This window comes from Methylophilus sp., assembly GCF_052173275.1.
Taxonomy (GTDB): Bacteria; Pseudomonadota; Gammaproteobacteria; order Burkholderiales; family Methylophilaceae; genus Methylophilus.
The window spans coordinates 2,811,281-2,832,937 of record NZ_JBQMUL010000002.1; the positions used below are offsets into that span (position 1 = coordinate 2,811,281).

General features: G+C 51.5%; 22 protein-coding genes and 1 pseudogene. 16 read left to right on the top strand and 7 right to left on the bottom strand.

Annotation, left to right across the window (positions count from 1 at the left end; translation table 11 throughout):
* Positions 1 to 3 precede the first annotated feature (3 nt).
* The 6 genes from ACTS9Y_RS14660 to ACTS9Y_RS14685 all read left to right on the top strand — a co-directional run bounded on the left by ACTS9Y_RS14660 (position 4) and on the right by ACTS9Y_RS14685 (position 5,718).
* Positions 4 to 861: a DUF58 domain-containing protein gene (locus ACTS9Y_RS14660; RefSeq protein ID WP_379029244.1), complete on the top strand. Its 858-nt coding sequence runs from the start codon at positions 4 to 6 to the stop codon at positions 859 to 861.
* Positions 862 to 873: 12 nt separating this feature from the next.
* Complete coding sequence (locus tag ACTS9Y_RS14665; protein ID WP_442586648.1) at positions 874 to 1,887, top strand: hypothetical protein; 1,014 nt, start codon at positions 874 to 876, stop codon at positions 1,885 to 1,887.
* Positions 1,888 to 1,891: 4 nt separating this feature from the next.
* Entirely contained in the window at positions 1,892 to 2,878 is a 987-nt protein-coding gene (locus ACTS9Y_RS14670) for a vWA domain-containing protein (RefSeq protein ID WP_442586649.1), read from the top strand.
* Positions 2,863 to 3,402: a hypothetical protein gene (locus tag ACTS9Y_RS14675; RefSeq protein WP_442586650.1), complete on the top strand. Its 540-nt coding sequence runs from the start codon at positions 2,863 to 2,865 to the stop codon at positions 3,400 to 3,402. The genes ACTS9Y_RS14670 and ACTS9Y_RS14675 overlap by 16 nt, the downstream gene beginning before the upstream one ends.
* Positions 3,403 to 3,441: 39 nt before the next feature.
* The gene (locus ACTS9Y_RS14680; RefSeq protein WP_442586651.1) at positions 3,442 to 4,470 is read left to right on the top strand and encodes a vWA domain-containing protein; all 1,029 of its coding nucleotides are present in this window, start codon (positions 3,442 to 3,444) and stop codon (positions 4,468 to 4,470) included.
* Positions 4,471 to 4,683: 213 nt separating this feature from the next.
* Positions 4,684 to 5,718 (top strand): VWA domain-containing protein, encoded by a 1,035-nt coding sequence (locus tag ACTS9Y_RS14685; protein WP_442586652.1) that lies wholly within the window; start codon positions 4,684 to 4,686, stop codon positions 5,716 to 5,718.
* A gap of 10 nt (positions 5,719 to 5,728) precedes the next feature.
* On the opposite strand, the gene ACTS9Y_RS14690 is transcribed toward ACTS9Y_RS14685, so the two are convergent.
* On the bottom strand, positions 5,729 to 6,229 hold the full coding sequence (locus ACTS9Y_RS14690) for a hypothetical protein (RefSeq protein ID WP_442586653.1): 501 nt from the start codon (positions 6,227 to 6,229) through the stop codon (positions 5,729 to 5,731).
* Positions 6,230 to 6,287: 58 nt separating this feature from the next.
* On the opposite strand from ACTS9Y_RS14690, the gene ygfZ reads away from it, so the two are divergent.
* Complete coding sequence (gene ygfZ / locus ACTS9Y_RS14695; protein WP_442586654.1) at positions 6,288 to 7,292, top strand: CAF17-like 4Fe-4S cluster assembly/insertion protein YgfZ; 1,005 nt, start codon at positions 6,288 to 6,290, stop codon at positions 7,290 to 7,292.
* An 86-nt stretch (positions 7,293 to 7,378) separates the two neighbouring features.
* On the opposite strand, the gene ftsB is transcribed toward ygfZ, so the two are convergent.
* The 4 genes from ftsB to ACTS9Y_RS14715 form a co-directional block, all read right to left on the bottom strand.
* The gene (gene ftsB, locus ACTS9Y_RS14700) at positions 7,379 to 7,759 is read right to left on the bottom strand and encodes a cell division protein FtsB (protein ID WP_442586655.1); all 381 of its coding nucleotides are present in this window, start codon (positions 7,757 to 7,759) and stop codon (positions 7,379 to 7,381) included.
* 27 nt (positions 7,760 to 7,786) lie between these two features.
* The gene (eno, locus tag ACTS9Y_RS14705; protein WP_442586656.1) at positions 7,787 to 9,073 is read right to left on the bottom strand and encodes a phosphopyruvate hydratase; all 1,287 of its coding nucleotides are present in this window, start codon (positions 9,071 to 9,073) and stop codon (positions 7,787 to 7,789) included.
* A 67-nt stretch (positions 9,074 to 9,140) separates the two neighbouring features.
* Positions 9,141 to 9,980 (bottom strand): 3-deoxy-8-phosphooctulonate synthase, encoded by an 840-nt coding sequence (gene kdsA / locus ACTS9Y_RS14710; protein WP_442586657.1) that lies wholly within the window; start codon positions 9,978 to 9,980, stop codon positions 9,141 to 9,143.
* A 21-nt stretch (positions 9,981 to 10,001) separates the two neighbouring features.
* On the bottom strand, positions 10,002 to 11,639 hold the full coding sequence (locus ACTS9Y_RS14715; protein WP_442586658.1) for a CTP synthase: 1,638 nt from the start codon (positions 11,637 to 11,639) through the stop codon (positions 10,002 to 10,004).
* Between the two features lie 86 nt (positions 11,640 to 11,725).
* On the opposite strand from ACTS9Y_RS14715, the gene ACTS9Y_RS14720 reads away from it, so the two are divergent.
* Both ACTS9Y_RS14720 and ACTS9Y_RS14725 read left to right on the top strand, forming a co-directional pair.
* Positions 11,726 to 12,610 (top strand): NAD(P)H-hydrate dehydratase, encoded by an 885-nt coding sequence (locus ACTS9Y_RS14720; protein ID WP_442586659.1) that lies wholly within the window; start codon positions 11,726 to 11,728, stop codon positions 12,608 to 12,610.
* 59 nt (positions 12,611 to 12,669) lie between these two features.
* Complete coding sequence (locus ACTS9Y_RS14725) at positions 12,670 to 14,214, top strand: hypothetical protein (RefSeq protein WP_442586660.1); 1,545 nt, start codon at positions 12,670 to 12,672, stop codon at positions 14,212 to 14,214.
* 29 nt (positions 14,215 to 14,243) lie between these two features.
* On the opposite strand, the gene smpB is transcribed toward ACTS9Y_RS14725, so the two are convergent.
* A complete protein-coding gene (gene smpB / locus ACTS9Y_RS14730) occupies positions 14,244 to 14,729 on the bottom strand; it encodes an SsrA-binding protein SmpB (protein ID WP_442586966.1) in 486 nt (161 codons plus the stop codon).
* A 47-nt stretch (positions 14,730 to 14,776) separates the two neighbouring features.
* On the opposite strand from smpB, the gene ACTS9Y_RS14735 reads away from it, so the two are divergent.
* Together ACTS9Y_RS14735 and ACTS9Y_RS14740 are read left to right on the top strand one after the other, a co-directional pair.
* The gene (locus ACTS9Y_RS14735) at positions 14,777 to 15,211 is read left to right on the top strand and encodes a type II toxin-antitoxin system RatA family toxin (RefSeq protein WP_442586661.1); all 435 of its coding nucleotides are present in this window, start codon (positions 14,777 to 14,779) and stop codon (positions 15,209 to 15,211) included.
* 30 nt (positions 15,212 to 15,241) lie between these two features.
* The gene (locus tag ACTS9Y_RS14740) at positions 15,242 to 15,574 is read left to right on the top strand and encodes an RnfH family protein (protein ID WP_442586662.1); all 333 of its coding nucleotides are present in this window, start codon (positions 15,242 to 15,244) and stop codon (positions 15,572 to 15,574) included.
* 17 nt (positions 15,575 to 15,591) lie between these two features.
* Here the strand turns inward: ACTS9Y_RS14740 and ACTS9Y_RS14745 are convergent, their stop codons facing one another.
* Positions 15,592 to 16,077, bottom strand: coding sequence for a DUF4124 domain-containing protein (locus tag ACTS9Y_RS14745; protein ID WP_442586663.1), 486 nt, complete (start codon positions 16,075 to 16,077; stop codon positions 15,592 to 15,594).
* 169 nt (positions 16,078 to 16,246) lie between these two features.
* Between ACTS9Y_RS14745 and guaB the strand changes: the two genes are divergently transcribed.
* From guaB to ACTS9Y_RS14770, 5 genes and pseudogenes are all read left to right on the top strand, one after another.
* Positions 16,247 to 17,704 (top strand): IMP dehydrogenase, encoded by a 1,458-nt coding sequence (guaB, locus tag ACTS9Y_RS14750; protein WP_442586664.1) that lies wholly within the window; start codon positions 16,247 to 16,249, stop codon positions 17,702 to 17,704.
* A gap of 119 nt (positions 17,705 to 17,823) precedes the next feature.
* Positions 17,824 to 19,433: pseudogene (gene guaA / locus ACTS9Y_RS14755) on the top strand (glutamine-hydrolyzing GMP synthase).
* Positions 19,434 to 19,479: 46 nt separating this feature from the next.
* Positions 19,480 to 20,499, top strand: a complete 1,020-nt coding sequence (gene trpS / locus ACTS9Y_RS14760; protein WP_442586665.1) for a tryptophan--tRNA ligase — start codon at positions 19,480 to 19,482, stop codon at positions 20,497 to 20,499.
* Between the two features lie 29 nt (positions 20,500 to 20,528).
* A complete protein-coding gene (locus ACTS9Y_RS14765; protein WP_442586666.1) occupies positions 20,529 to 21,026 on the top strand; it encodes a GreA/GreB family elongation factor in 498 nt (165 codons plus the stop codon).
* An 8-nt stretch (positions 21,027 to 21,034) separates the two neighbouring features.
* On the top strand, positions 21,035 to 21,640 hold the full coding sequence (locus ACTS9Y_RS14770; protein ID WP_442586667.1) for a nitroreductase family protein: 606 nt from the start codon (positions 21,035 to 21,037) through the stop codon (positions 21,638 to 21,640).
* Positions 21,641 to 21,657 lie beyond the last annotated feature (17 nt).

Sequence of the window (21,657 nt, forward strand, 5' to 3'; positions counted from 1 at the left end):
CCTATGGATTACATCAAGGAATTCAGCTACCACATCAGCTGGCGCTCACGCTCCCGCCGTCCTGGTCGCCATAAAAGCAACCAGCGCGGCATGGGCATGGAGTTTCGTGGGCATACCACATTACTCTCCTATCCTGACCCGCGCCGGATCGATATCCGCCAGACCATCCGCGACCCGATGGAACAGGTATATGTCCGCATTTTCAACCAGAAAAGTGCGACGCCGGTGTTTGTCATGTGTGATTTGTCGGGGTCCATGCAGTATGGTGTGCCGCATACCAAATTAACCACTGCGGCAGAAATCACGCGTTCGGTGGCGCAATCTGCCACCCGTAACGGTGACCCGGTGGCTTTTGTCGGCTTTGATGATGAGCTGCGCGATGAATGGCTGAGCACGCTCTCGGCCAGGCCGCACAGCATGCTGGAACTGGCGGATCGCCTGGAAAACCATTTACCGAGTGAAGTCGGTGCCGGTGCTTTGATCCACAGCGCCCGCCTGCTGCCACGCGAGCGCGCACTGATCTTCCTCGTTTCCGACTTTCACATGCCGCTGGAACACCTGGAAGAAACCCTGTTGCTGATGCTACGCCACCACATTGTGCCGGTGGTGTTATGGAACAGCACCGAGTACAAAGATCTGCCGGAGTTTGGCATCACCAGCATTAACGACCCTGAAACCGGCGAACGCCGCACCCTGTTCCTGCGCGCTTCTTACCGGCAGCGGATACTGGATACCTTTGCCGCCAGACGCAAGGCCATCGAAGATATATTTATGAAATTTGATATGCAGCCATTTTTTGTGGAAGACACGTTTGACGCAGACCTGCTGTCCGACTACTTCCATCAATATGTGACTGTCTGAGGAATAAGATTGATGAAAGCGCCTAAATTCCTGTGCACCTGTTTATTCCTGACGGTACTCGCCTCGGCAGCCCTTCCTGTGAATGCCGATGTGACGTTGCCTAACGTAGATAACAAATTCGTCACCGTCAAGGAAATCAACCCCACTCGTGATGCTGGTTATGTGGTTGGTGACAAGCTGGAACGCACCATTATCCTGACCGTTAAAAAGCCCTATGAACTGATACGCGAATCGTTACCGATCGTGGGCTACGAGCACCGCTATCGCGGCCAGGTCTCGGGCGTTGAACTGGCTGGCATCAGTGTAGAAGATGAAACCTTCTCAGACCGCAGCGTGCATACCATCCACCTGGTTTACCAGGTATTCAAGTCCGGACGCGTGGTCAAACCTGCCATCCTGCGCGGCGAGATCGTCAAACTGCGTCACAATGGCAAAACAGAACTGCGCCAATTACGCTTCCCGTCTTTTAACTTCAGGACTTCACCGCTATCTGTGTATGGCGAAGTCAATCTCAAGAGTGAAATGAGCCCGCTGATCCCGCCGTTCACACTGAGCACAGCCAAAGAAGAGCAGGCGTTAAAAATAGCGGCTGGCGTGCTGGCACTGAGCCTGCTTGGTTTGCTGTATATCCTGGGCGCCAATACCTGGCTGCCGCGTATGGGCGGTGCTTTTGCCAAGGCTTATCGCAAAGTCGGCAAACTGCCTGACACTGAGGAAGGCCTGCAACAAGCCATAGGCGTGGTACATCAGGCCATACAGAAAGTAGCCGGGCACAGCGTATTCGGCAACAATGTAGATCAATTCATACAGGAAAAACCGGCTTACCAGGCTGCCAGGCTAGAGATCGAGCGTTTTTTTGATCTTTCCCGCCAGGTGTTTTTTGATTCCAAGACCTCGCTGGAACTTGGCATGCCTGCCAAACAATGGGTGCGCAAGTTTTGCCGCCACATGCGTGATTGCGAACGCGGCCTGACACCAGACCTGCAACCTGATTTGAAATCTGATTTGCAAGCAAGGGCGAAATAGCATCATGGCATTCAATCACCCCTGGGTATTGTGGGCGTTACCACTGGCATTGCTGCCATTGCTGCTGGAGCGCTCACACAGCAAACATTATTCGTGGATAGGCCTGCTGCCGCCTGACCCCTTATCGAGCATCATAGGCCTGTTGTTAAAAGCACTGGCAGCCCTCAGTATCCTGTTTGTGATTCTAGGGCTGGCAGGGCCGCATACGCTGGAGCAAAAAGCATTGCGTACCGGCATAGGCGCGCAGATCGGACTGGTGCTGGACCGCAGCGCCAGTATGGATGATGCGTTTGTCGGCGATAAAGATGGCCATATCGGCGAAACAAAATCCGTTGCCGCCGCCCGCATCATCACCAATTTCATTAAAGGCCGCCGCAATGACATGATGGGTGTCATCACCTTCAGTAACTCGGCCATGTATGTGTTGCCACTCACCGAGAACAAAGAAGCCGTGCTTTCTGCCGTGCAGGCCACTGCCGGTAACTCGCTGTTCCAGACCAATATTGGTGGCGGATTAACCAGCGCGGTGGAGTTGTTTAAAGATGTGCCTGACTCAGGCTCACGCGCCATCATCCTGATTTCGGATGGCGCAGGTCGCGTCAGCGATATGGTGCAGCAGAAACTGCGTGACTGGCTGCAACGCTATAACATAGGCTTGTACTGGATCGTTTTGCGCCAGCCGGGCGGTATCACCATTTTCGACCCTAAGTACACCGAAAGTGGTTATGACGGCCATATGCCGACTGAAGTATTACTTTATCAATACTTCCAGACCCTGCGCACCCCATTCAGTGCTTATGAAGCGTCTGACCCCAAGTCGCTGGAAACCGCGATTGCGGACATTAACAGCAAAGAAAAAAAACCGATTCAATATATGGAAAAAATCCCCGGCCATGATTACACCAATGTGTGTTACTGGATTGCAATCGTCATGATTGCCTTCCTCCTGGCGGTTAAATATCTGGAGATCAACACATGGCGCTCAGCGTAAAAAAACTGGTCATCGGCCTGATCGTGGTGGCTGTCGCTGCCGCCATCACCATGGCATATTCCTGGCAACGGATTCAACAGGCCAGGGCCTTTAATGAAGCCATCACCACGGCAAAAACACCACAAACCGACCAGCAGAGTTTTGAGGCTAAATATGCAGTGGCCTACTGGCTGGCAAAAAATGAGCGCTACAAGGAGGCTACGTTGCTGTTTGCCAAACTGATAGACGGCACCACAGCTGTGCAACGCGCAGCCATCCTGCATAACATCGGCAATATGTTTTTCCTCAAGGCGATCCAGGTCACTGGCGGTAACGACAATAACACGCGTGATGAAGTGGAATACCTGCTCACACAGGCCATGACCTCGTACAAGAGCGCGCTGAAAGCAGACAACAACCATTGGGGCACACGCCGCAACTATGACCGTGTGCTGAGCTTGCTGCCTGAAAAACCAACCCCAGGCGTGGGCGAATCCGACAATCCGGGCCTGATCATGGGCAATATCCCCAACGGTCTGCCTTAACCCAATGCATGATTGCTTGCACTTTATAAACTGAAAAGTATGAATATCTGGCTCAGACGATTTATCAAACATCGCGACTCTGTCTTGCTGGGGCTGGCGCTGCTGTTCCTGCTGGGCGCTACTTTGCGCCCCAGCATCCCGTTCAAACATAATATTTACACCTATTTCCTGGTGGCAGATATCTCCCAGAGCATGAATACCTCGGACATGACCATCCGTGGCAAAAAGGTCACGCGTCTGGCCTATATGCAAAATATGATGCATGAGGTGGTGGGCTCCCTGCCCTGCGGCACTAAAGTCAGCATCGGGCTTTATGCGGGTAATTCGGTCGCCGCCATGTATTCACCGATAGAAATCTGTAAAAACTTTGCCGCCATCCAGGATACGATAGACCATCTCGATTGGCGTATGGCCTGGTCAGGTAACAGCCGCTTGCGGGAGAGCCTGTTTGTCACCGCCAAAGTGGTGCGCGGACTGTCAGAACCTGCACAAGTGGTTTATTTCACCGATGGCGAAGAAGCGCCCAAACTGCATGCATTCAATACCAAAAACCTGGAAGAATTTCAGGGCGGTGATGACTGGATCTTTGTTGGCATAGGCACTGAAGAAGGCGACGCTATCCCCAAATTGAGTGAAGATAACCAGGTAATCGGTTACTGGTCTAACGAGAGCTTTGCCATGCAGCCGGGTATTGCGCAGATTTCGGAAAGCACATTGGGCGTACGCGATGACAATGTGGCCGGTGAGAACGACCGCTATATCTCCAAAATGGCAGCGGAATACATGCAAAGCCTGACACAGGAGATCGGTGCCAAATATATCAAGGGCGATAGCAGTTACGCCGTGTTGCAAGCCATGAAAACTCAAAAACCGGCCCGGCGTGATATTGCACCGCTCCCACTGGGCTGGCTACTCGCCACCCTGGGCGGATTATGTATCATCGGCACCTATGCGAGCCGCCAACCGCTGCGCCAGATCAGGCAAAACCTCAAGATCTACCATCATGAGATCAGATCCCGGCTCTTTAACCGCAGTGAGGCGATCGCGCACGATAACCATTTTCAGTAAATTTTAATAACGCCTGATTTACCTCGGACATCCTAGGCCAGTGATGCAGGCACATCATGAAGGAAGCACGAAATAAGTTATTTAGCGAGACGAATGCAAGGCGCACGGCACGCAGAAACCGGCATGCACATGAGTGCATGAGGTTTTTTAGTACCACGCGGCACAGCAATGCGCTCACTGAATGATTTATGCCGGGTTTCCTGGAAAAAAACCATGAAAAATCACTGGCTCAAACACTGGCTTAAACATCGCGACACCTTCCTGCTCGCATTGGCGTTACTCTGTTTATTGGGCGCCATCCTGGTGCCTACCATCCCGATCAAGCGCAACGTCCATACCTACCTGCTCATCGCCGATGTCACGCAGAGCATGAATGCCAAGGATATGTCGCTCAATGGTCGCACCGTCAGCCGTTTAGACTACACCAAGCGCATGATGCATGAGATCGTCGCCCAGCTGCCCTGCCACACCCGCCTGAGCATAGGGCTGTTTGCGGGCGATGCGGTAGCGGCACTATACACGCCGCTGCAAGTGTGCCAGCATTTTTCTGCAATACACGAAACCATAGATCACCTGGATTGGCGCATGGCGTGGACAGGCAACAGCCAGTTACGTGAAAGCCTGGCAATCACGGCCAAACTGTTGCGCCAGATGCCGGAAGCGACCAAAGCGGTCTATTTTACCGATGGCGACGAAGCGCCATTGCTGCATGCGTTCAACACCCGCAATCTCAGGGATTTCCAGGGTGGCGATGGCTGGTTCTTTGTCGGTATCGGCTCAGATAAAGGCACCGGCATCCCCAAATTGACAGAAGAAAACCAGATGATAGGGTACTGGTCGAATGAAAGCTTTGCTGTGCAACCCAATATTGCACAGGTGACAGCCAGCAAAAGCAGCGGCCGCGATGACAGTGTAGCGCTCTCGGATTTCGACCGTTTTATTTCCAAGCGTGACGGCCCTTACTTGCAAAAACTGGCGCAGGAGATCGGTGCGCAATATCTCCCCGGTGATGACACTTATACGGTGCTGCAATCCATACAATCCCACAAATCTCCGCGCCATGAGATCGTGCCCTTTTCTATCGCCTGGATACTTTCTACCCTGGCAGGCTTGTGTTTGCTGGCGACCAGCATACATAGGGAATCGATACGCCAGTGCAAACATACTTTCGGGCTGTATCGCAAACAGGTGAAATCCAGATTCTTTGCGCGCAGTGACACGGTTGCGCACGACAATCACTTTCAATAAGCCGTGATGCTTATTCGCGCAGACCCCAGGTCAGCCAGACACGCAAAGCTTTTTGCGCTTCGGTGTCGGCATGGTCAGACAAAATCAGCAAGCGTGTGGGTCGCAGCCATTGCCACATTTTGCGGCCTGACAGAGGAATCTCTTTTTCTGCAGTTTCATGCTGCAATTCCAGGTAGTCGATATGCAAAACCATCAGCCTATGATGCACGACACTATCTGATAACACGTGAACTACCCAGCGCTGGCCTGCGGCATTGGTTACTGTCATTTGACCATAGACATCCACCTGCAGTGATTGCGGGCTGAACTGCCAACAGGTGGCGAGTAGCTGTGTCCACTGCCAGACACAAGCTATTGCGTAGATGATCACCCAGGTCATCGCCCACGATAGCGGCAAACAAGCACAAAGACTCAGCAGCACCGCCATTGAAAATACCAGCCACCACCCCCATAAAAATTTAGAGGGATGAAAGCGCAATACGATTCCAGTTGGTAGAATAGGTTTTTTCATCAAGTCTGCATGCCGTCGATTGATATCACATCACTCGCACTCACCAGGAAGGTCTTTTATGTCCAGCGCCACATGGCAACAATTCTTAATTTCACAGGGTGCTCAATTTAACGAGTCTGGTGAAGCCGGTTTTATTTCACCCGATGCCCCTGCGCCCGGCCAGTTATTTGATTTGTCCACGCATGGCCTCATTGCGGTCAGCGGCGCGGATGCCCTGACGTTTCTGCAAGGCCAGTTCACCAATGATATTAAACTGGTACAACAGGCGGCGCAATTCACCGGCTACTGTACGGCAAAAGGCCGTTTGCTGGCACTGTTTTATGCCTTCAGCATCAATGAAATCATCTACCTGCAATGTCCGCGTACATTGATTCCGGAGTTGGTCAAACGCCTGCGCATGTTCGTCATGCGTAGCAAAGTGCTGGTAGAAGATGTCAGCGAGCAGTTTGTCATTCTGGGGCTGGCCAGTGCTGATTCGGCAGCGCATATCCAGCACCTGCCGTTGCATCCGCATCATTCCAGCCCAACGCCTCTGGGCAGCCTGATCCGTTTACCAGACAGTCACGGAAAACAGCGCGCGCAGTTAATCATTGAAACCACCCAGGCAGAGCACGCCTGGAAAACCCTGGCAGCCACGTTTACGCCTGCGGATAGCGTGCAATGGGACGCACTGGAAATTCAGGCGGGCATCCCGCAAGTCTACAAATCGACCCAGGAAAAGTTTGTGCCGCAAATGGTGAACCTGGATGCGCTGGATGGTATCAACTTTAAAAAAGGCTGCTATACCGGCCAGGAGATCGTGGCGCGTACGCATTATCTGGGCAAGGTGAAACGCCGCACACAATTGGCGATTTTGCCTGACACGGCCACTGCACCCGCGATTGGCGATCCTTTATTAGATGCCAAACAGCAAGAAGCCGGCCAGTTGGTGCGTGTGGCACCGAACAAACAAGGCGGCTGGTGGGTGTTGGCGGAATGCAGGCTGGAAGCCCAGGCCGCAGGCAGTATTTATTGGCAGGAATATGCCTTAGGGTTTTCAGAGTTGCCGTATACGCTGGCATAACGCCAGGCAGTGTTAAAAATAATGGCGCTTGTAGCGCCATTATTTTTGTGACATGCCATTATTTTTTGTGCCATGTAGTCCAGCGGTTAATCCGACGCTGTCGCCGGAGCCTCTGAGACAGGAGATGCAGGCATGACTGCCTCTTTGGGCGGCGTTGCAGTGATCACACTGGCTGGCGCCGCCGGGTTAGGGTTTTTGCGCTGCATGACCTGGTAAAACACTTCGTCCTGCTTGATCATGCCTAACTCACTGCGCGCACGCTCTTCTACCGCGGATTGGCCTTGTTTCAGATCACGCACTTCAGCGCGCAATGTTTCATTCCGCTGGCGGTAATAATCATTGCGTTTTTCATGCGCTTCGATCTGCTGCGAATACTGCCAGACGCGTGACCAACTGCCTTTGCCCAACCACAATGGATATTGCAGCAGGGCAATCAGGACAATAAAGATCACAGTCAGTTTGCGCACATTGGCCTAGATGCGGTATCTACCAGCTTATTTGAATAGCTGGTAGAAGGCTGACAAACCAGCGTAGCTGGTCGCATCACCCAATTCTTCTTCAATACGCAGCAACTGGTTGTACTTGGCGATACGCTCGGACCGGCATAGGGAACCCGTTTTGATTTGCAATGCGTTGGTGGCGACAGAGATATCGGCAATAGTCGTATCTTCTGTTTCGCCAGAGCGGTGAGAAACCACAGCCGTGTAGTTTGCACGCTTCGCCATCTCTATCGTCTGGAAAGTCTCAGTCAAAGTACCGATCTGGTTGACTTTGATCAGCACTGAGTTAGCTACGCCCTTCTGGATGCCTTCACGCAGGATTTTCGGGTTGGTCACAAACAAGTCATCACCGACCAGCTGGGTGGTTTTACCCAGGCGTTTTGTCAGCAGATCCCAACCTGCCCAGTCGAATTCGTCCATGCCATCTTCGATGGTGATGATAGGGTATTTGCCAGCCAACGTAGCCAGGTAATCAGTGAACTCAGCTGAAGTCAGCGAAGCGCCTTCTGATTCCAGGTGGTATTTACCATCTTTGTAGAACTCGGTACTTGCGCAATCCAGGCCCAGGTAGATATCCTTGCCTGGCTCATAACCTGCCGCTTCAATCGATTCCATGATCAATTGTAATGCAGACTCGTTAGATGGCAGGTTAGGTGCAAAACCACCCTCATCACCCACTGTCGTCGCCAGACCTTTGTCATGCAGCGTTTTCTTCAATGCATGGAAGATTTCAGCGCCAGCACGCAATGCTTCGCGGAACGTTGGCAGGCCAGCTGGCACAATCATGAACTCCTGGATATCCACAGAGTTATCGGCATGCGCGCCACCATTGATGATGTTCATCATAGGCGTAGGCAATTGCATGAATGCAGAACCACCCAGGTAACGATACAAAGGCAAACCACTTTCTTCAGCTGCAGCACGAGCACAAGCCATAGATACACCCAGGATCGCATTGGCACCCAGACGGTCTTTGTTTTCTGTGCCATCGAGCTCGATCAGTGTTCTGTCGATAAAACTTTGCTCTTCAGCATCCAAACCCAAAATGGCTTCGGTGATTTCTGTATTGACGTTTTCAACAGCGGTTAACACACCCTTGCCCAAATAACGGCTTTTGTCGCCATCACGCAACTCTACCGCTTCTTTTGCACCGGTAGACGCGCCTGAAGGCACTGCAGCACGACCAATCACGCCACTTTCCAGCAATACATCAACCTCTACGGTCGGGTTGCCGCGAGAGTCCATGATCTCGCGGGCGATAATATCTACAATTGCGCTCATACTATTTTCCTTATGTTTTTTTAACTTCAAACTTTACGAATATCTGCGATGCACAGTCTATGGCAGGTTAAAGCGTTTGTTCGGCAAACCCTGCTTTTTTCACTAATTTGTCCAGATCTACCAGCAGATGCAGTAAATCCTCCATCTTGCCTAATGGCCAGGCGTTCGGGCCATCTGAAAGCGCCTGGCTTGGGTCAGGGTGCGTTTCCATAAACACACCGGCGATGCCACTGGCCACTGCCGCACGTGCCAGCACTGGCACAAACTCACGCTGGCCGCCGCTTTTTTCGCCCTGCCCGCCTGGTTGCTGCACTGAATGCGTGGCATCAAACACCACCGGGCAATTGGTTTCGCGCATGATCGCCAGACCACGCATATCTGAAACCAGCGTGTTATAGCCAAAAGACGCACCGCGCTCACAGACCATAATATTATCGACGCCGCCATTGGCTTCTTTGGCTTTGTTCACCACCTGTTTCATATCACCCGGCGCTAAAAACTGGCCTTTTTTGATATTGACCGGTTTACCGGATTGCGCACAGGCAACGATAAAGTCAGTCTGGCGGCACAGGAAAGCCGGTGTTTGCAGCACATCGACCACCGCAGCGACATGCGGCACCTGTGCCTCGGTATGCACGTCAGTCAGGATAGGCACATTCAATTGTGCACGCACGTCATCCAGGATACGCAGGCCTTCATCCATGCCAAAGCCGCGAAAGGTCTTGGTAGAGCTGCGATTGGCTTTGTCATAAGACGACTTATAGATAAAAGGCACGCCCACGCGTGCCGCCATCTCTTTTAACTGGCCGGCGGTATCGATCGCCATCTGTTTGGATTCAATGACACAAGGCCCTGCAATAATAAACAGGGGATGTTCCAGACCCACCTCAAAACCACATAACTTCATGATGTTCCTTGTTTTCTTGATTTAGACGTTACTTTTGCTTTTTTGGGCCAGCGCTGCTTGCACATAGGCTTTAAACAAAGGGTGTCCGTGTCTTGGGTTGGAGGTGAACTCAGGGTGGAACTGGCACGCCACAAACCACGGGTGCTCGGTCTGCGGCAACTCGATCATTTCACACAACTCTTCACGTGGTGTACGTGCTGAAACCACCAGGCCTGCCGCTTTCAATTGATCGACATAATGATTGTTGACTTCATAACGGTGACGGTGACGCTCGTTGACTTCATTCCCGTAAATGCTGGCTGCCAGTGTATTTGGCTCGATAGGCGAGACTTGCGCGCCCAGACGCATCGTGCCGCCTAGGTCTGAATGTTCATCGCGCTTCTCTATCTTGCCGGTAGCGTCTTGCCACTCATCGATCAGGCCTATCAATTTGTGCTCAGTGGCCGGGTTGAATTCGGTGCTGTTGGCATCTTTTAAACCAGCCACGTTACGCGCGAATTCAATCACCGCCAGTTGCATGCCCAGACAGATACCCAGGTAAGGCACTTTGTTTTCCCGCGCAAATTGAATGGCCTTGATTTTGCCCTCAGTACCGCGCACGCCAAAACCGCCAGGGATCAGGATGGCATCCATGCGATTTAAGGCATCGGTGCCAGATTTCTCTATATCTTCACTGTCGATGTAGTGGATCTTCACTTTGGATTCAGTGTGGATGCCGGCGTGGATCAGCGCTTCGGTCAATGACTTGTAAGATTCCGTCAGGTCGACATACTTGCCGACAAAGGCAATATCCACCTGCGCTTTAGGGTTGGCCACCGCATAGGTGATCTTCTGCCAGGCAGACAGATCGGCAGCTTTAGCCAGGATGTTCAATTTATGACAGACGATTTCATCCATCATCTGCTCATGCAACAAGCCAGGGATCTTGTAAATAGAGTCACTATCAATCGCGCTGATCACCGCCTCAAAAGGCACATTGGTGAACAAGGCGATCTTGCGTTTTTCATCTTCCGGGATCTCGCGCTCGGCGCGGCACAACAGGATATCCGGCTGGATACCGATCTCACGCAATTCTTTCACCGAGTGCTGGGTTGGCTTGGTTTTCAACTCGCCTGCGGTCGGGATCCACGGTAACAAGGTCAAATGCACATAACAGGCATTATTCTTACCTTCTTCAAACCCCATCTGGCGAATCGCTTCCAGAAACGGCAAGGACTCGATATCACCTACAGTGCCGCCGACTTCGACGATCGCGACATCAGCGCCTTCGGCACCGCGTTTAATATGGGATTTGATCTCGTCAGTAATGTGCGGGATCACCTGTACGGTTTTACCCAGGTATTCACCGCGACGCTCTTTCTTGATCACGGTTTCATAAATCTGGCCGGTAGTGAAGTTGTTACGCTTGGACATCTTGCTGCTGATAAAGCGCTCGTAATGCCCCAGATCGAGGTCGGTTTCCGCGCCATCATCGGTGACAAAGACTTCCCCATGCTGGAATGGCGACATGGTGCCTGGGTCAACGTTGATATAGGGGTCAAGCTTGAGCATGGTCACTTTAATGCCACGCGATTCGAGAATAGCGCCCAGACTAGCCGCTGCGATACCTTTTCCAAGAGAAGAAACTACACCGCCGGTTACGAATACATATTTGGTCATGGATGAGGTACTTTGAGATTGTTGCAGACGGGAGAACATTTTACCGTAAAGCCCCCTCGCCCACAATGAAGCAAAGGGATAAAATCTTGCACAAACTCGCTAATCAACGCAGACAAGCATACAATCCAGCCATGTCACACTACCAGCCCAACGCACCTGCCCTGTGGCAATCCTTATTGCCCAGGCCAGATCACAACAGCCATAAATACAGCCGTGGTTATGTGCTGATCCAGGGTGGATATCCCGTCACCGGCGCAGCCAGGCTGGCGGCATTGGCTGCGGCGCGCAGCGGCGCTGGCATCACGGCCATCGCGGTGCCCGCAGTGGCTTTATCGATTTACGCCAGCCAGCTATTCAGCATCATGGCCAAACCCTATGCCAGCACACTGGATTTGTATGCCCTGATTCATGACCCCAGGATAGGCGCTTTTCTGATCGGTCCAGGGGCTGGCTCCAGCAAAGAAACCCGCGAGACCACACTCACCATGTTGCAGACAGCCAAGCCAGTGGTGATTGATGCAGATGCGCTCACAGCCTTTGCCAGAAAATCAGATAGCTTAAAAAAAGCAATCGTTGGCCAGTGCGTGCTGACGCCACATGACGGCGAGTTTGAAAAACTGTTTGGCTTGCGGCCAGCCGAGCAGCTACCTGAACGCATTGCCCAGGCACTAATAGCTGCAAAGCAAACAAACGCCACCATTTTGCTCAAGGGTGCAAACACGATTATTGCTGCGCCTGATGATCGCGTTATCGTCAATGAAAATGCGCCATCCGCTCTCGCCACCGCTGGGGCTGGAGATGTATTAGCAGGTGTGATCACAGGATTGCTGGCACAAGGCGTGCCCGGATTTGAAGCGGCGGCAGCTGCGGTATGGTTGCACAGCGAAGCCGCTAAATCATATGGTATAGGATTGATTGCAGATGATTTACCGGGGTTGATACCCAAAATCATGCAGCCACTCTTTCACTAGCGCCATCACTACAAGGTACTTGCCAGATTGCATCACCGACATTAAAAAAATATGCTGCAATGATTCTATTACACCTGATCAAAAATCTGTCGCATCTCATCATCCCGCACAAATTGCATGACGGCGGCACAAAATCCCGCACCCAATCTGGCGATTTACGTTGGAGCTACAGCTGGAAACCAGCGTCAGATGTGCCAAAAGTAGATCAGTTTCGGAAAGTGCTGATCAGCCCGGCACTCAGCCATGCCCTTGGTATTGAAGCCAGGAAAATGAGAGCGCTTCCTGAAGCTCAAATGTGGCCTGATAGCAAATGGGTTGAGAATATCAGCCCTGAAGGCGAAAGATTTTTACGGAATATTCAGTTGTTACATGATAAAAAACCGGACATTGCCATCAGGGTCATTGCAATTCTTGCCTCTATTCATCATCAGCTGAAGTTATGTATTACAGCAAGAGATATCCTGATTCAACGATTCAGACAAAAGCATCCCTCTTCAAGAGCCGGTATAGAAATCGGCTTTATCATTTATGCCAATTGGCCGTACATAGCCTATGGTGAAAATCAGATAGCGGATGCTTTATTGGATTTGCTGGTAGATGAGAGCCTTCATTCGCCGACTTATGTGTGCCAAGTCACGCATGCCTTAAGACATCGCTCTGGCACGGGAGAGAGCCATGGTTATGTTTTTTCTACACTAGATAGTCTTGATAAAAGCCTGTTGATTGCACAGGCATTAAAAACAGATGCGCCCGATTACACTAGGGCCGTGTATATGCGTTACCTGTTTGAGAAGCGCAATGATCATACCGACTCCAGCCAGGCTCACCGCTTAAAAATCACCCATCTAGTTTACGAGTCAGGTGTTTTACATCCTTTTCCAGATCAAAACATTGCAGGCATCTATTTCAACAACCTGCTTAGATATGGCTCTATGGAAAGCCCTGCTTATGCGCAGGCTTTAAACAAGCTTTTCGCGCTTGCATGTGAAACCAGCAACCCTGATCAGGCAATGATATGGTTTAGAACCATTTACATCAACAGCATAAAAGACATGGTGCTTAAAAAAGAGGCAAGCTTAAAATGGCTATACTCAATCAGGCTTTATCTGCACGCAGACATGGCCTCACCCCTGAATGCCTTGCGACTTTCCGCTTTTCTGTTGCAAACCAGCAATGCCCACCTCGAAGAAAACGCGCTACTTGTTTCCAGAAATCCAGGCATACAGGTCGATATCGAAGATGAGCTGATTAAAACCAGCCTTAATGAGTTTTGGAAGTTGATGGATCATTTGCAGGACAACACCTCTGCAGATTTTTTGTGCGCATTAGCAGAGGCAATGATGCAAAAAAACCACGCACTTGGAAACCAGGCCCAAATCCGCTTTGAATCTGCATTCAGGCATTTCGCAGAGAAATCTCCCGAAAGCGCAGCAAGTGCATTGGCAGAGATGGCAAAGTATCACTACTACACAAATGTAGATCGAAACACGCAGCAAAGATGCTTAACTGCATATAAAAATCAGATTCAGATACTCGAATCGATTTCACCAAAGGCTGCAAAGTTTGCAAAAGACGCTTGCACGAACCCTGCATACCTGAGATAAACCGAAGCCTACCCATGCAAGGACTAAAACTAACGCTTTATGTGTGACTTCATCAGCGCATTTTGTTCACGTTTCCAATCGCGCTCTTTTTCAGCCTCACGTTTGTCATGTTGCTTCTTACCTTTAGCGAGGCCGATCTGCACTTTCACGCGACCACGCGTGAAATGCATATCCAGCGGCACGATGGTGTAACCGGCACGTTCTACCTTGCCGATCAATTTTCCTATCTCTTCGTTATGCAACAACAACTTACGGGTGCGGATCGCATCCGGGCGTATATGCGTAGAAGCCGCACCTAATGGCGTCACATGGCAACCGATCAGATAGATTTCGCCGCGCATGATTACCACATACGCCTCTTTGAGGTTGATGCGGTTATCGCGGATAGCCTTGACTTCCCAGCCTTCGAGCACGACACCGGCCTCGTACTTCTCTTCGATAAAGTAGTCAAAAAACGCTTTTTTGTTTTGCGCGATGGTCATAACGCTGGTTTGCTGGCTTAAATCACTTAAAATAGCATTTTAACCCAAAACCAAACTCCGTTCCGGCGCTATATTGAATAATGGCTCAAGTAGAAAAAACCGTATTGGTCATGCATTCGTGCGAAACCATGTTTCAACTGGTGGATGCTGTAGAGGATTACGCCAGCTTTTTGCCCTGGTGTGGCGGCAGTGATGTGATTGAGCGCAGCGAAGAGGTGACGCAGGCGACTATCCACATCCGCTATCATGGCATCGTTCAGCACTTCACGACCCGCAACCACAAACAGTTCCCGCATCGGATGGATATCACGCTGGTAGACGGCCCGTTCAAACAGCTAACCGGCCACTGGCATTTTATTCCCCTGCGTGAAGATGCTTGCAAAATCGAATTCAAACTCGAGTATGTGTTCGCCAACGGCCTGATCGAACGCATCATTGCGCCGGTTTTCAGCCATATCGCCAATACCTTTGTCGATAGCTTTGTGAAGCAGGCGAACAAGCTTTACTCGAAGTAATTCATATATATGGATGAAGCGCTATCGGGAATGATTACTGTGGAAGTCGCTTACGCACTGCCGCAAAAACAAGTGATCATCTCGCTCACCGTGCAAAGCGGGACGACTGCGCTGCAAGCTATTCTGCAATCAGGGTTATTGCTGGATTTTCCTGAGCTGTCGGTTGAGCACTGCAAGATAGGTATATTTGGAAAAGTCGTTAACCGCGATGCTGTATTACAAGCTTTGGACCGGGTAGAGATTTACAGGCCATTGATTGCTGACCCTAAACAAGCGCGCAGACTGAGAGCCGCGCTAAAAAATACAGTGGCCGAAAAGAATCAGGCTGCCAAAAGTGGTCAGCAAAAACGTAATAGCCGCTGACTATTCAAGTTACAGCGTTATTCAACTGGACAATTTTCGTCAATCTCGAACTGGGCACGGGCCAGGTTTTCGCGAATCTGCTCATCGCTTAAGTACTCCCTTTCACCGAACTCATTGACGTTTTGCATGCGCCCCCCCACCGCATAATTGCGATAATTGGTGCGTGCTGCCGCACAGTTTTGCGCTTTCATGCGGGTTTCTGCAGCCCTGGCAACCGCCTCGGCTTCATCAGACAGCGGTTTCTTTTGCTGCCCTTTTCCGGCAGCGGTTTCTTTCTCTATTTGTGCGGGTGATGCGCTCTCTTTATAAGCATCTGAGCGGGTTAAGGGGTATTCATTAGAGACTTTGCTGGCTTTGATTTCCTGCGTACTTTGCTTGCCTGCGGGTGGCGGAACATCCGAATAATTCATCACTCCTTTTGCGTCGCGCCACTTATAGATCTCGGCATGTGCGGGGATATGCAACAAACAGGCAATGCATACAATATTCCGAATCACTTTCATTAATCTCACGTTTAATTCCCGCCTCAACAGTATGTGCCCATGCCCACCATTCGAAATAGCCATGCATAAACCATGCCAGACAGTGCTGTTTTAGCAGCTAAAAATGCAAAACGCTTTGTCAAGGTAAAACGAAATCGGTATAATTATATTTTGGAGATAAGGATTCCACATGCGTTTGTTGCAACAAGCTCTAACCTTTGACGATGTTTTACTCGTTCCAGCCCATTCTACCGTGATGCCTCGTGATGTCAGCTTGCGCACAAAACTCACAAAAAACATCACTTTAAACATTCCCCTGCTTTCTGCCGCCATGGATACCGTGACGGAAGCCCGCATGGCCATCGCGCTGGCACAGTTGGGCGGCATGGGCATTATCCATAAAAACATGACGATAGAGATGCAGGCTTCACGCGTCTCGCGCGTTAAACGCTTTGAATCTGGCGTAGTGATCGACCCCGTGACCATACACCCGGCGATGACCGTACGCGAAGTGATCGAACTGACTAAGCACCATAAAATCTCCGGCTTGCCTGTATTACAGGATGGCAAAGTGGTTGGCATTGTGACTAACCGTGATTTGCGTTTCGAGACTAATCTAGACCAGGCTGTCAGCAATGTCATGACTTCGCAAGACCGCCTGGTGACAGTACGTGAAGGCGCCAGCCGTGAAGAAATCATGGGCCTGTTGCATAAACATCGCCTGGAACGTTTACTGGTGATCGGCGAGCAATATGAGCTCAAAGGTCTGATCACTGTCAAAGACATTCAAAAATCTTCAGACCACCCGCTGGCCTGTAAAGATGAAAAAGGCCGCTTACTCGTTGGTGCTGCAGTCGGTGTGGGTGATGGTACGGATGAACGTATCGCAGCTCTGGTCGAAGCAGGCGTCGATGCCATTGTCGTGGATACCGCACACGGCCATTCACAAGGCGTGCTGGACCGCGTGAAATGGGCAAAAACGCGCTACCCTAACCTGCAAGTCATTGGTGGCAATATCGCCACTGCCGATGCCGCATTGGCGCTGGTAGATCATGGTGCAGACTGCGTAAAAGTAGGCATAGGCCCTGGCTCTATCTGCACCACACGGATTGTCGCTGGTGTAGGCGTGCCGCAAATCACGGCCATCAGCAATGTCGCCAAAGCGCTGGAAAAATCCGGTGTGCCGTTTATTGCCGATGGCGGTATCCGCTTCTCCGGTGATATTTCCAAAGCGATCGCAGCTGGTGCCAACAGTGTGATGCTGGGTGGCATGTTTGCGGGCACTGAAGAAGCCCCTGGCGAAGTCGAGTTGTACCAGGGCCGTTCATACAAGTCTTACCGTGGCATGGGTTCAATAGGCGCCATGCAAAAAGGCTCGTCTGACCGTTACTTCCAGGACAATGCGAATGCTGACAAACTGGTGCCAGAAGGCATCGAAGGTCGCGTGCCTTACAAAGGCAGCGTGCTGGCGGTTGTGCATCAACTGATGGGCGGCCTGCGTGCCTCCATGGGCTATGTCGGCTGCTCCACGATTGAAGACATGCGCAGCAAAGCCGAGTTTGTACAGATCACGAGTGCCGGCATGCATGAATCGCATGTGCACGATGTGCAGATCACTAAAGAAGCACCGAACTACCGCATTGATTAAATCTAGCGTATTGATTAAATCTAACTATCAACAACTAAACCTGGCCACAGAGGACACAGAGGACGCAGAGATTTTTCTCTCAACCCTTTGTGTCCTCTGTGCACTCTGTGGCTAAAAAAATGTCTCATTCAAAAATCCTTATTCTTGATTTCGGTTCGCAAGTAACGCAGCTGATCGCCCGCCGCGTGCGCGAAGCCCACGTCTACTGTGAAATCCATCCCTGTGATGTATCTGACGAATTTGTGCGCAACTTCGGCGCAGATGGCATCATCCTCAGCGGCAGCCATGCCAGCGTATACGAAGAAGAAACCGACAAAGCGCCACAAGCCGCGTTTGAACTCGGCATTCCTGTACTTGGTATCTGCTATGGCATGCAAACCATGGCGCAACAACTGGGTGGTAAAGTCGAAGCAGGCCAAAAACGTGAGTTCGGCTATGCCCAGGTGCGCGCACGCGGTCATTCTGCCCTGTTCCGCGACATTCAGGACGCCACCAATGAACAAGGCCACGGCCTGGTTGACGTATGGATGAGCCATGGTGATAAAGTCACTGAACTGCCAGCTGGCTTTAAAGTGATCGCCAGCAACGAGACGACGCCTATCGCCGCCATGGCTGATGAAGAGCGCAAGTTCTACGCCGTGCAGTTCCACCCGGAAGTGACCCATACCAGACAAGGCCAGGCCATGCTGGAGCGCTTTGTCCTTGAAATCTGTGCTGCGAAACCGGACTGGATCATGGGCGACTATATCGCCGAAGCGGTTGCCAATATCAAGGCACAAGTCGGTGATGAAGAAGTCATTTTAGGCTTGTCTGGTGGGGTAGATTCCTCTGTAGCTGCGGCATTGATCCACCGCGCCATTGGCGACCAATTGACTTGCGTCTTTGTAGACCATGGCCTGTTACGCCTGAACGAAGGTGACATGGTCATGGAGATGTTTGCCGGACGTTTAAACGCGAATGTCATCCGTGTCGATGCCACCGAACAATTCATGCGCAAGCTTTCTGGCGTGAGCGAGCCCGGAAGCCAAGCGCAAAATCATTGGTGGCGAGTTTGTAGAAGTGTTTAAAGCCGAAGCCGCCAAACTCAAGGCCAGCGGTGGCGGGCATAAAGGCGCGACCTTCCTGGCGCAAGGCACCATTTACCCGGATGTGATTGAATCAGGTGGTGCAAAATCCAAAAAAGCCGTGACCATCAAAAGCCACCACAACGTAGGTGGCTTGCCAGCACAATTAGGCTTAAAACTGTTAGAGCCTCTGCGCGAACTGTTTAAAGACGAAGTCCGTGAACTCGGCGTTGCCCTGGGCTTGCCGCGAGACATGGTCTACCGTCACCCCTTCCCTGGCCCAGGCCTGGGTGTACGTATCCTGGGTGAAGTGAAAACCCGAATTCACCTTGCTGTTGCAACGTGCGGATGCCATTTTTATTGAAGAGTTACGCAATACCGTAGACGAAAAATCAGGCAAGTCATGGTATGACCTGACCAGCCAGGCGTTTACCGTGTTCCTGCCGGTGAAATCGGTAGGCGTGATGGGTGATGGCCGTACTTACGATTATGTAGTGGCCTTGCGCGCGGTGGTCACCAGTGATTTCATGACCGCACACTGGGCAGAATTACCTTATAGCCTGCTCGGCAAAGTGTCTAACCGTATTATCAATGAAGTGCGCGGCATCAACCGCGTGGTCTACGATATCTCCGGCAAGCCACCAGCCACGATTGAGTGGGAATAAACCCTGATTTTGATTCGATCTCACCTTTAAAACAGAGAACAAGACGATGAGCACAAAACCCATTATCCTCACTGGCGACCGCCCTACCGGCCCTTTGCACCTGGGGCATTTTGTCGGCAGTTTGCGTAACCGCGTGAAATACCAGCACGAATACAAGCAATACGTGATGCTGGCTGACGCGCAGGCGCTGACCGACAATATGGATGATATTGATAAAGTGCATCGCAATGTGGTCGAAGTGGCGCTGGATTACCTGGCGGTGGGCATAGACCCCAAGCTGTCGACGATTTTCATCCAGTCACAAGTGCCTGAGCTGACTGAGCTGGCGTTTTATTACCTGAACCTGGTCACAGTCGCGCGTTTGGAAAGAAACCCGACCGTGAAAGAAGAGATCCGCCTGCGTGATTTTGAGCGCGATATTCCGGCTGGCTTCCTCACTTACCCGGTCAGCCAGGCGGCAGATATCACCGCTTTCAAGGCTACACTGGTGCCAGTGGGCGAAGACCAGATCCCGATGATAGAGCAAACCAACGAGATCGTGCGCCGCTTTAACCGCACTTATAAACATGCCAGCACTAAACAAGAAATCCTGGTCGAAACCAAAGCGCTAGTACCTGAGCTAGGCCGTTTACCTGGCATAGATGGCAAAGCCAAAATGAGTAAATCGCTGGGCAATGTGATCAATCTGGGCGCGACTGCTGATGAAGTCAGCAAAGCCGTGAAAAAAGTATATACCGACCCGCTGCACCTGAAAATTGAAGACCCAGGCCATGTAGAAGGCAATATTGCGTTCACCTACCTGGATGCGTTTGATATCGATAAAGCCGCCGTGGCAGAACTGAAAGCGCATTACACGCGTGGTGGCCTGGCAGATAGCATCGTGAAAAAGCGCCTGGAAGCAGTGTTACAGGAGATGCTGGAACCTATACGCACGCGCCGTGCCGAACTGGCTGAAGATAAAGGCTATATCCTGCAACTGCTGCGTGAAGGCACCGAGCAGGCGCGCGAAGTCGCTGCACAAACCATGAGTGAGGTGCGTGCGGCTTTGGGTCTGACCTACTTTTGATTGCCACTGCAGACTAACAGTTAACCAATATGAGTCGCGGATTTGTGAAGGAAGATGATCTGGAGCGGGCTGGCACTGATCTGCCAGAGCGCCCTATCAGTCCGCATGCCAATTATGTGACGCCTAACGGCCTGCAACAATTACAGCTCAGCGCGAAAACGCTCGAGAGCGAGCGCATTGAATATACCAGGCGCAAGGAAGAAACCAATGCGCAACAGAAACTGGCAGAGATAGACCGCGATCTGCGTTATGTTGTCGCCAGGCTGGAATCTGTGCAATTAGTCACACCAGAGCAGCAACCGCAACATACGGTGTTGTTTGGTGCCATCGTCACGGTTGAAGACGAAGATGGTGACCAGCACACGTTTCAGATCGTCGGCGAAGACGAAGCAGATATCGCGCAGCACAAAGTCAGTTATGTCTCGCCGCTGGCGAAAGCATTACTGGGCCGTAAAATCGGGGACAGTACGCAGTGGCAGCGCCCGGCGGGCGCCATGCAGCTAGACATTTTAAATATTGAATATTGAAGAAGCACATGAACGTATCACAAGCCATACACGAGCGGCGCTCGATTAAAACTTACGATGCCAGCCACCGCATGACGGAAGCTGAGATAGAGCAGCTGCTGTCGCTGGCGATGCTCTCCCCGACCGCGTTCAATATCCAGCACTGGCGCTTTGTGGTGGTGACCGATCCGGTACTACGCCATCAGATCCGCGCCGTGAGCTGGCACCAGGCCCAAGTCACCGATGCGTCTTTGCTGATCATTTTAACCGTGGACCTCAAGGCCTGGCAGAAAGATCCTGCGCGCTACTGTGCCAATGCGCCAGAAGCTGTACGTGAGTATCTGGTGAATGCGATCCTTGGCTACTACAAAGACCATCCCCAGGCCGAACGTGATGAAGGCATGCGTTCTGGCGGCATGGCTGCCACGACGCTGATGCTGGCCGCCAAGGAGATGGGCTATGACACCTGTCCTATGGATGGCTTTGATTTTGACGCCGTAGCCAAGCTGATCAACCTGCCGGCAGACCATGTCCCTGTCATGTTCGTGGTGGTTGGCAAAGCACTGGAAGCCGCCAAGCCACGCGGTGGGCAGTTGCCCATCAATGAAGTCGTCATCTATAACCGTTTTGAATAATCTTGCGCACCTTCCTG

Coding starts and splice junctions, on each gene's coding strand:
- ACTS9Y_RS14670 (WP_442586649.1), top strand. CDS start 1,892: ATGGCATTCAATCACCCCTGGGTATTGTGGGCGTTACCACTGGCATTG.
- ACTS9Y_RS14675 (WP_442586650.1), top strand. CDS start 2,863: ATGGCGCTCAGCGTAAAAAAACTGGTCATCGGCCTGATCGTGGTGGCT.
- ACTS9Y_RS14665 (WP_442586648.1), top strand. CDS start 874: ATGAAAGCGCCTAAATTCCTGTGCACCTGTTTATTCCTGACGGTACTC.
- ACTS9Y_RS14725 (WP_442586660.1), top strand. CDS start 12,670: ATGATTCTATTACACCTGATCAAAAATCTGTCGCATCTCATCATCCCG.
- ACTS9Y_RS14680 (WP_442586651.1), top strand. CDS start 3,442: ATGAATATCTGGCTCAGACGATTTATCAAACATCGCGACTCTGTCTTG.
- ACTS9Y_RS14735 (WP_442586661.1), top strand. CDS start 14,777: ATGGCTCAAGTAGAAAAAACCGTATTGGTCATGCATTCGTGCGAAACC.
- ACTS9Y_RS14745 (WP_442586663.1), bottom strand. CDS start 16,077: ATGAAAGTGATTCGGAATATTGTATGCATTGCCTGTTTGTTGCATATC.
- ACTS9Y_RS14690 (WP_442586653.1), bottom strand. CDS start 6,229: ATGAAAAAACCTATTCTACCAACTGGAATCGTATTGCGCTTTCATCCC.
- ACTS9Y_RS14685 (WP_442586652.1), top strand. CDS start 4,684: ATGAAAAATCACTGGCTCAAACACTGGCTTAAACATCGCGACACCTTC.
- ACTS9Y_RS14740 (WP_442586662.1), top strand. CDS start 15,242: ATGATTACTGTGGAAGTCGCTTACGCACTGCCGCAAAAACAAGTGATC.
- ACTS9Y_RS14660 (WP_379029244.1), top strand. CDS start 4: ATGGATTACATCAAGGAATTCAGCTACCACATCAGCTGGCGCTCACGC.
- kdsA (WP_442586657.1), bottom strand. CDS start 9,980: ATGAAGTTATGTGGTTTTGAGGTGGGTCTGGAACATCCCCTGTTTATT.
- ACTS9Y_RS14770 (WP_442586667.1), top strand. CDS start 21,035: ATGAACGTATCACAAGCCATACACGAGCGGCGCTCGATTAAAACTTAC.
- ygfZ (WP_442586654.1), top strand. CDS start 6,288: ATGTCCAGCGCCACATGGCAACAATTCTTAATTTCACAGGGTGCTCAA.
- trpS (WP_442586665.1), top strand. CDS start 19,480: ATGAGCACAAAACCCATTATCCTCACTGGCGACCGCCCTACCGGCCCT.
- guaB (WP_442586664.1), top strand. CDS start 16,247: ATGCGTTTGTTGCAACAAGCTCTAACCTTTGACGATGTTTTACTCGTT.
- ACTS9Y_RS14715 (WP_442586658.1), bottom strand. CDS start 11,639: ATGACCAAATATGTATTCGTAACCGGCGGTGTAGTTTCTTCTCTTGGA.
- eno (WP_442586656.1), bottom strand. CDS start 9,073: ATGAGCGCAATTGTAGATATTATCGCCCGCGAGATCATGGACTCTCGC.
- ACTS9Y_RS14765 (WP_442586666.1), top strand. CDS start 20,529: ATGAGTCGCGGATTTGTGAAGGAAGATGATCTGGAGCGGGCTGGCACT.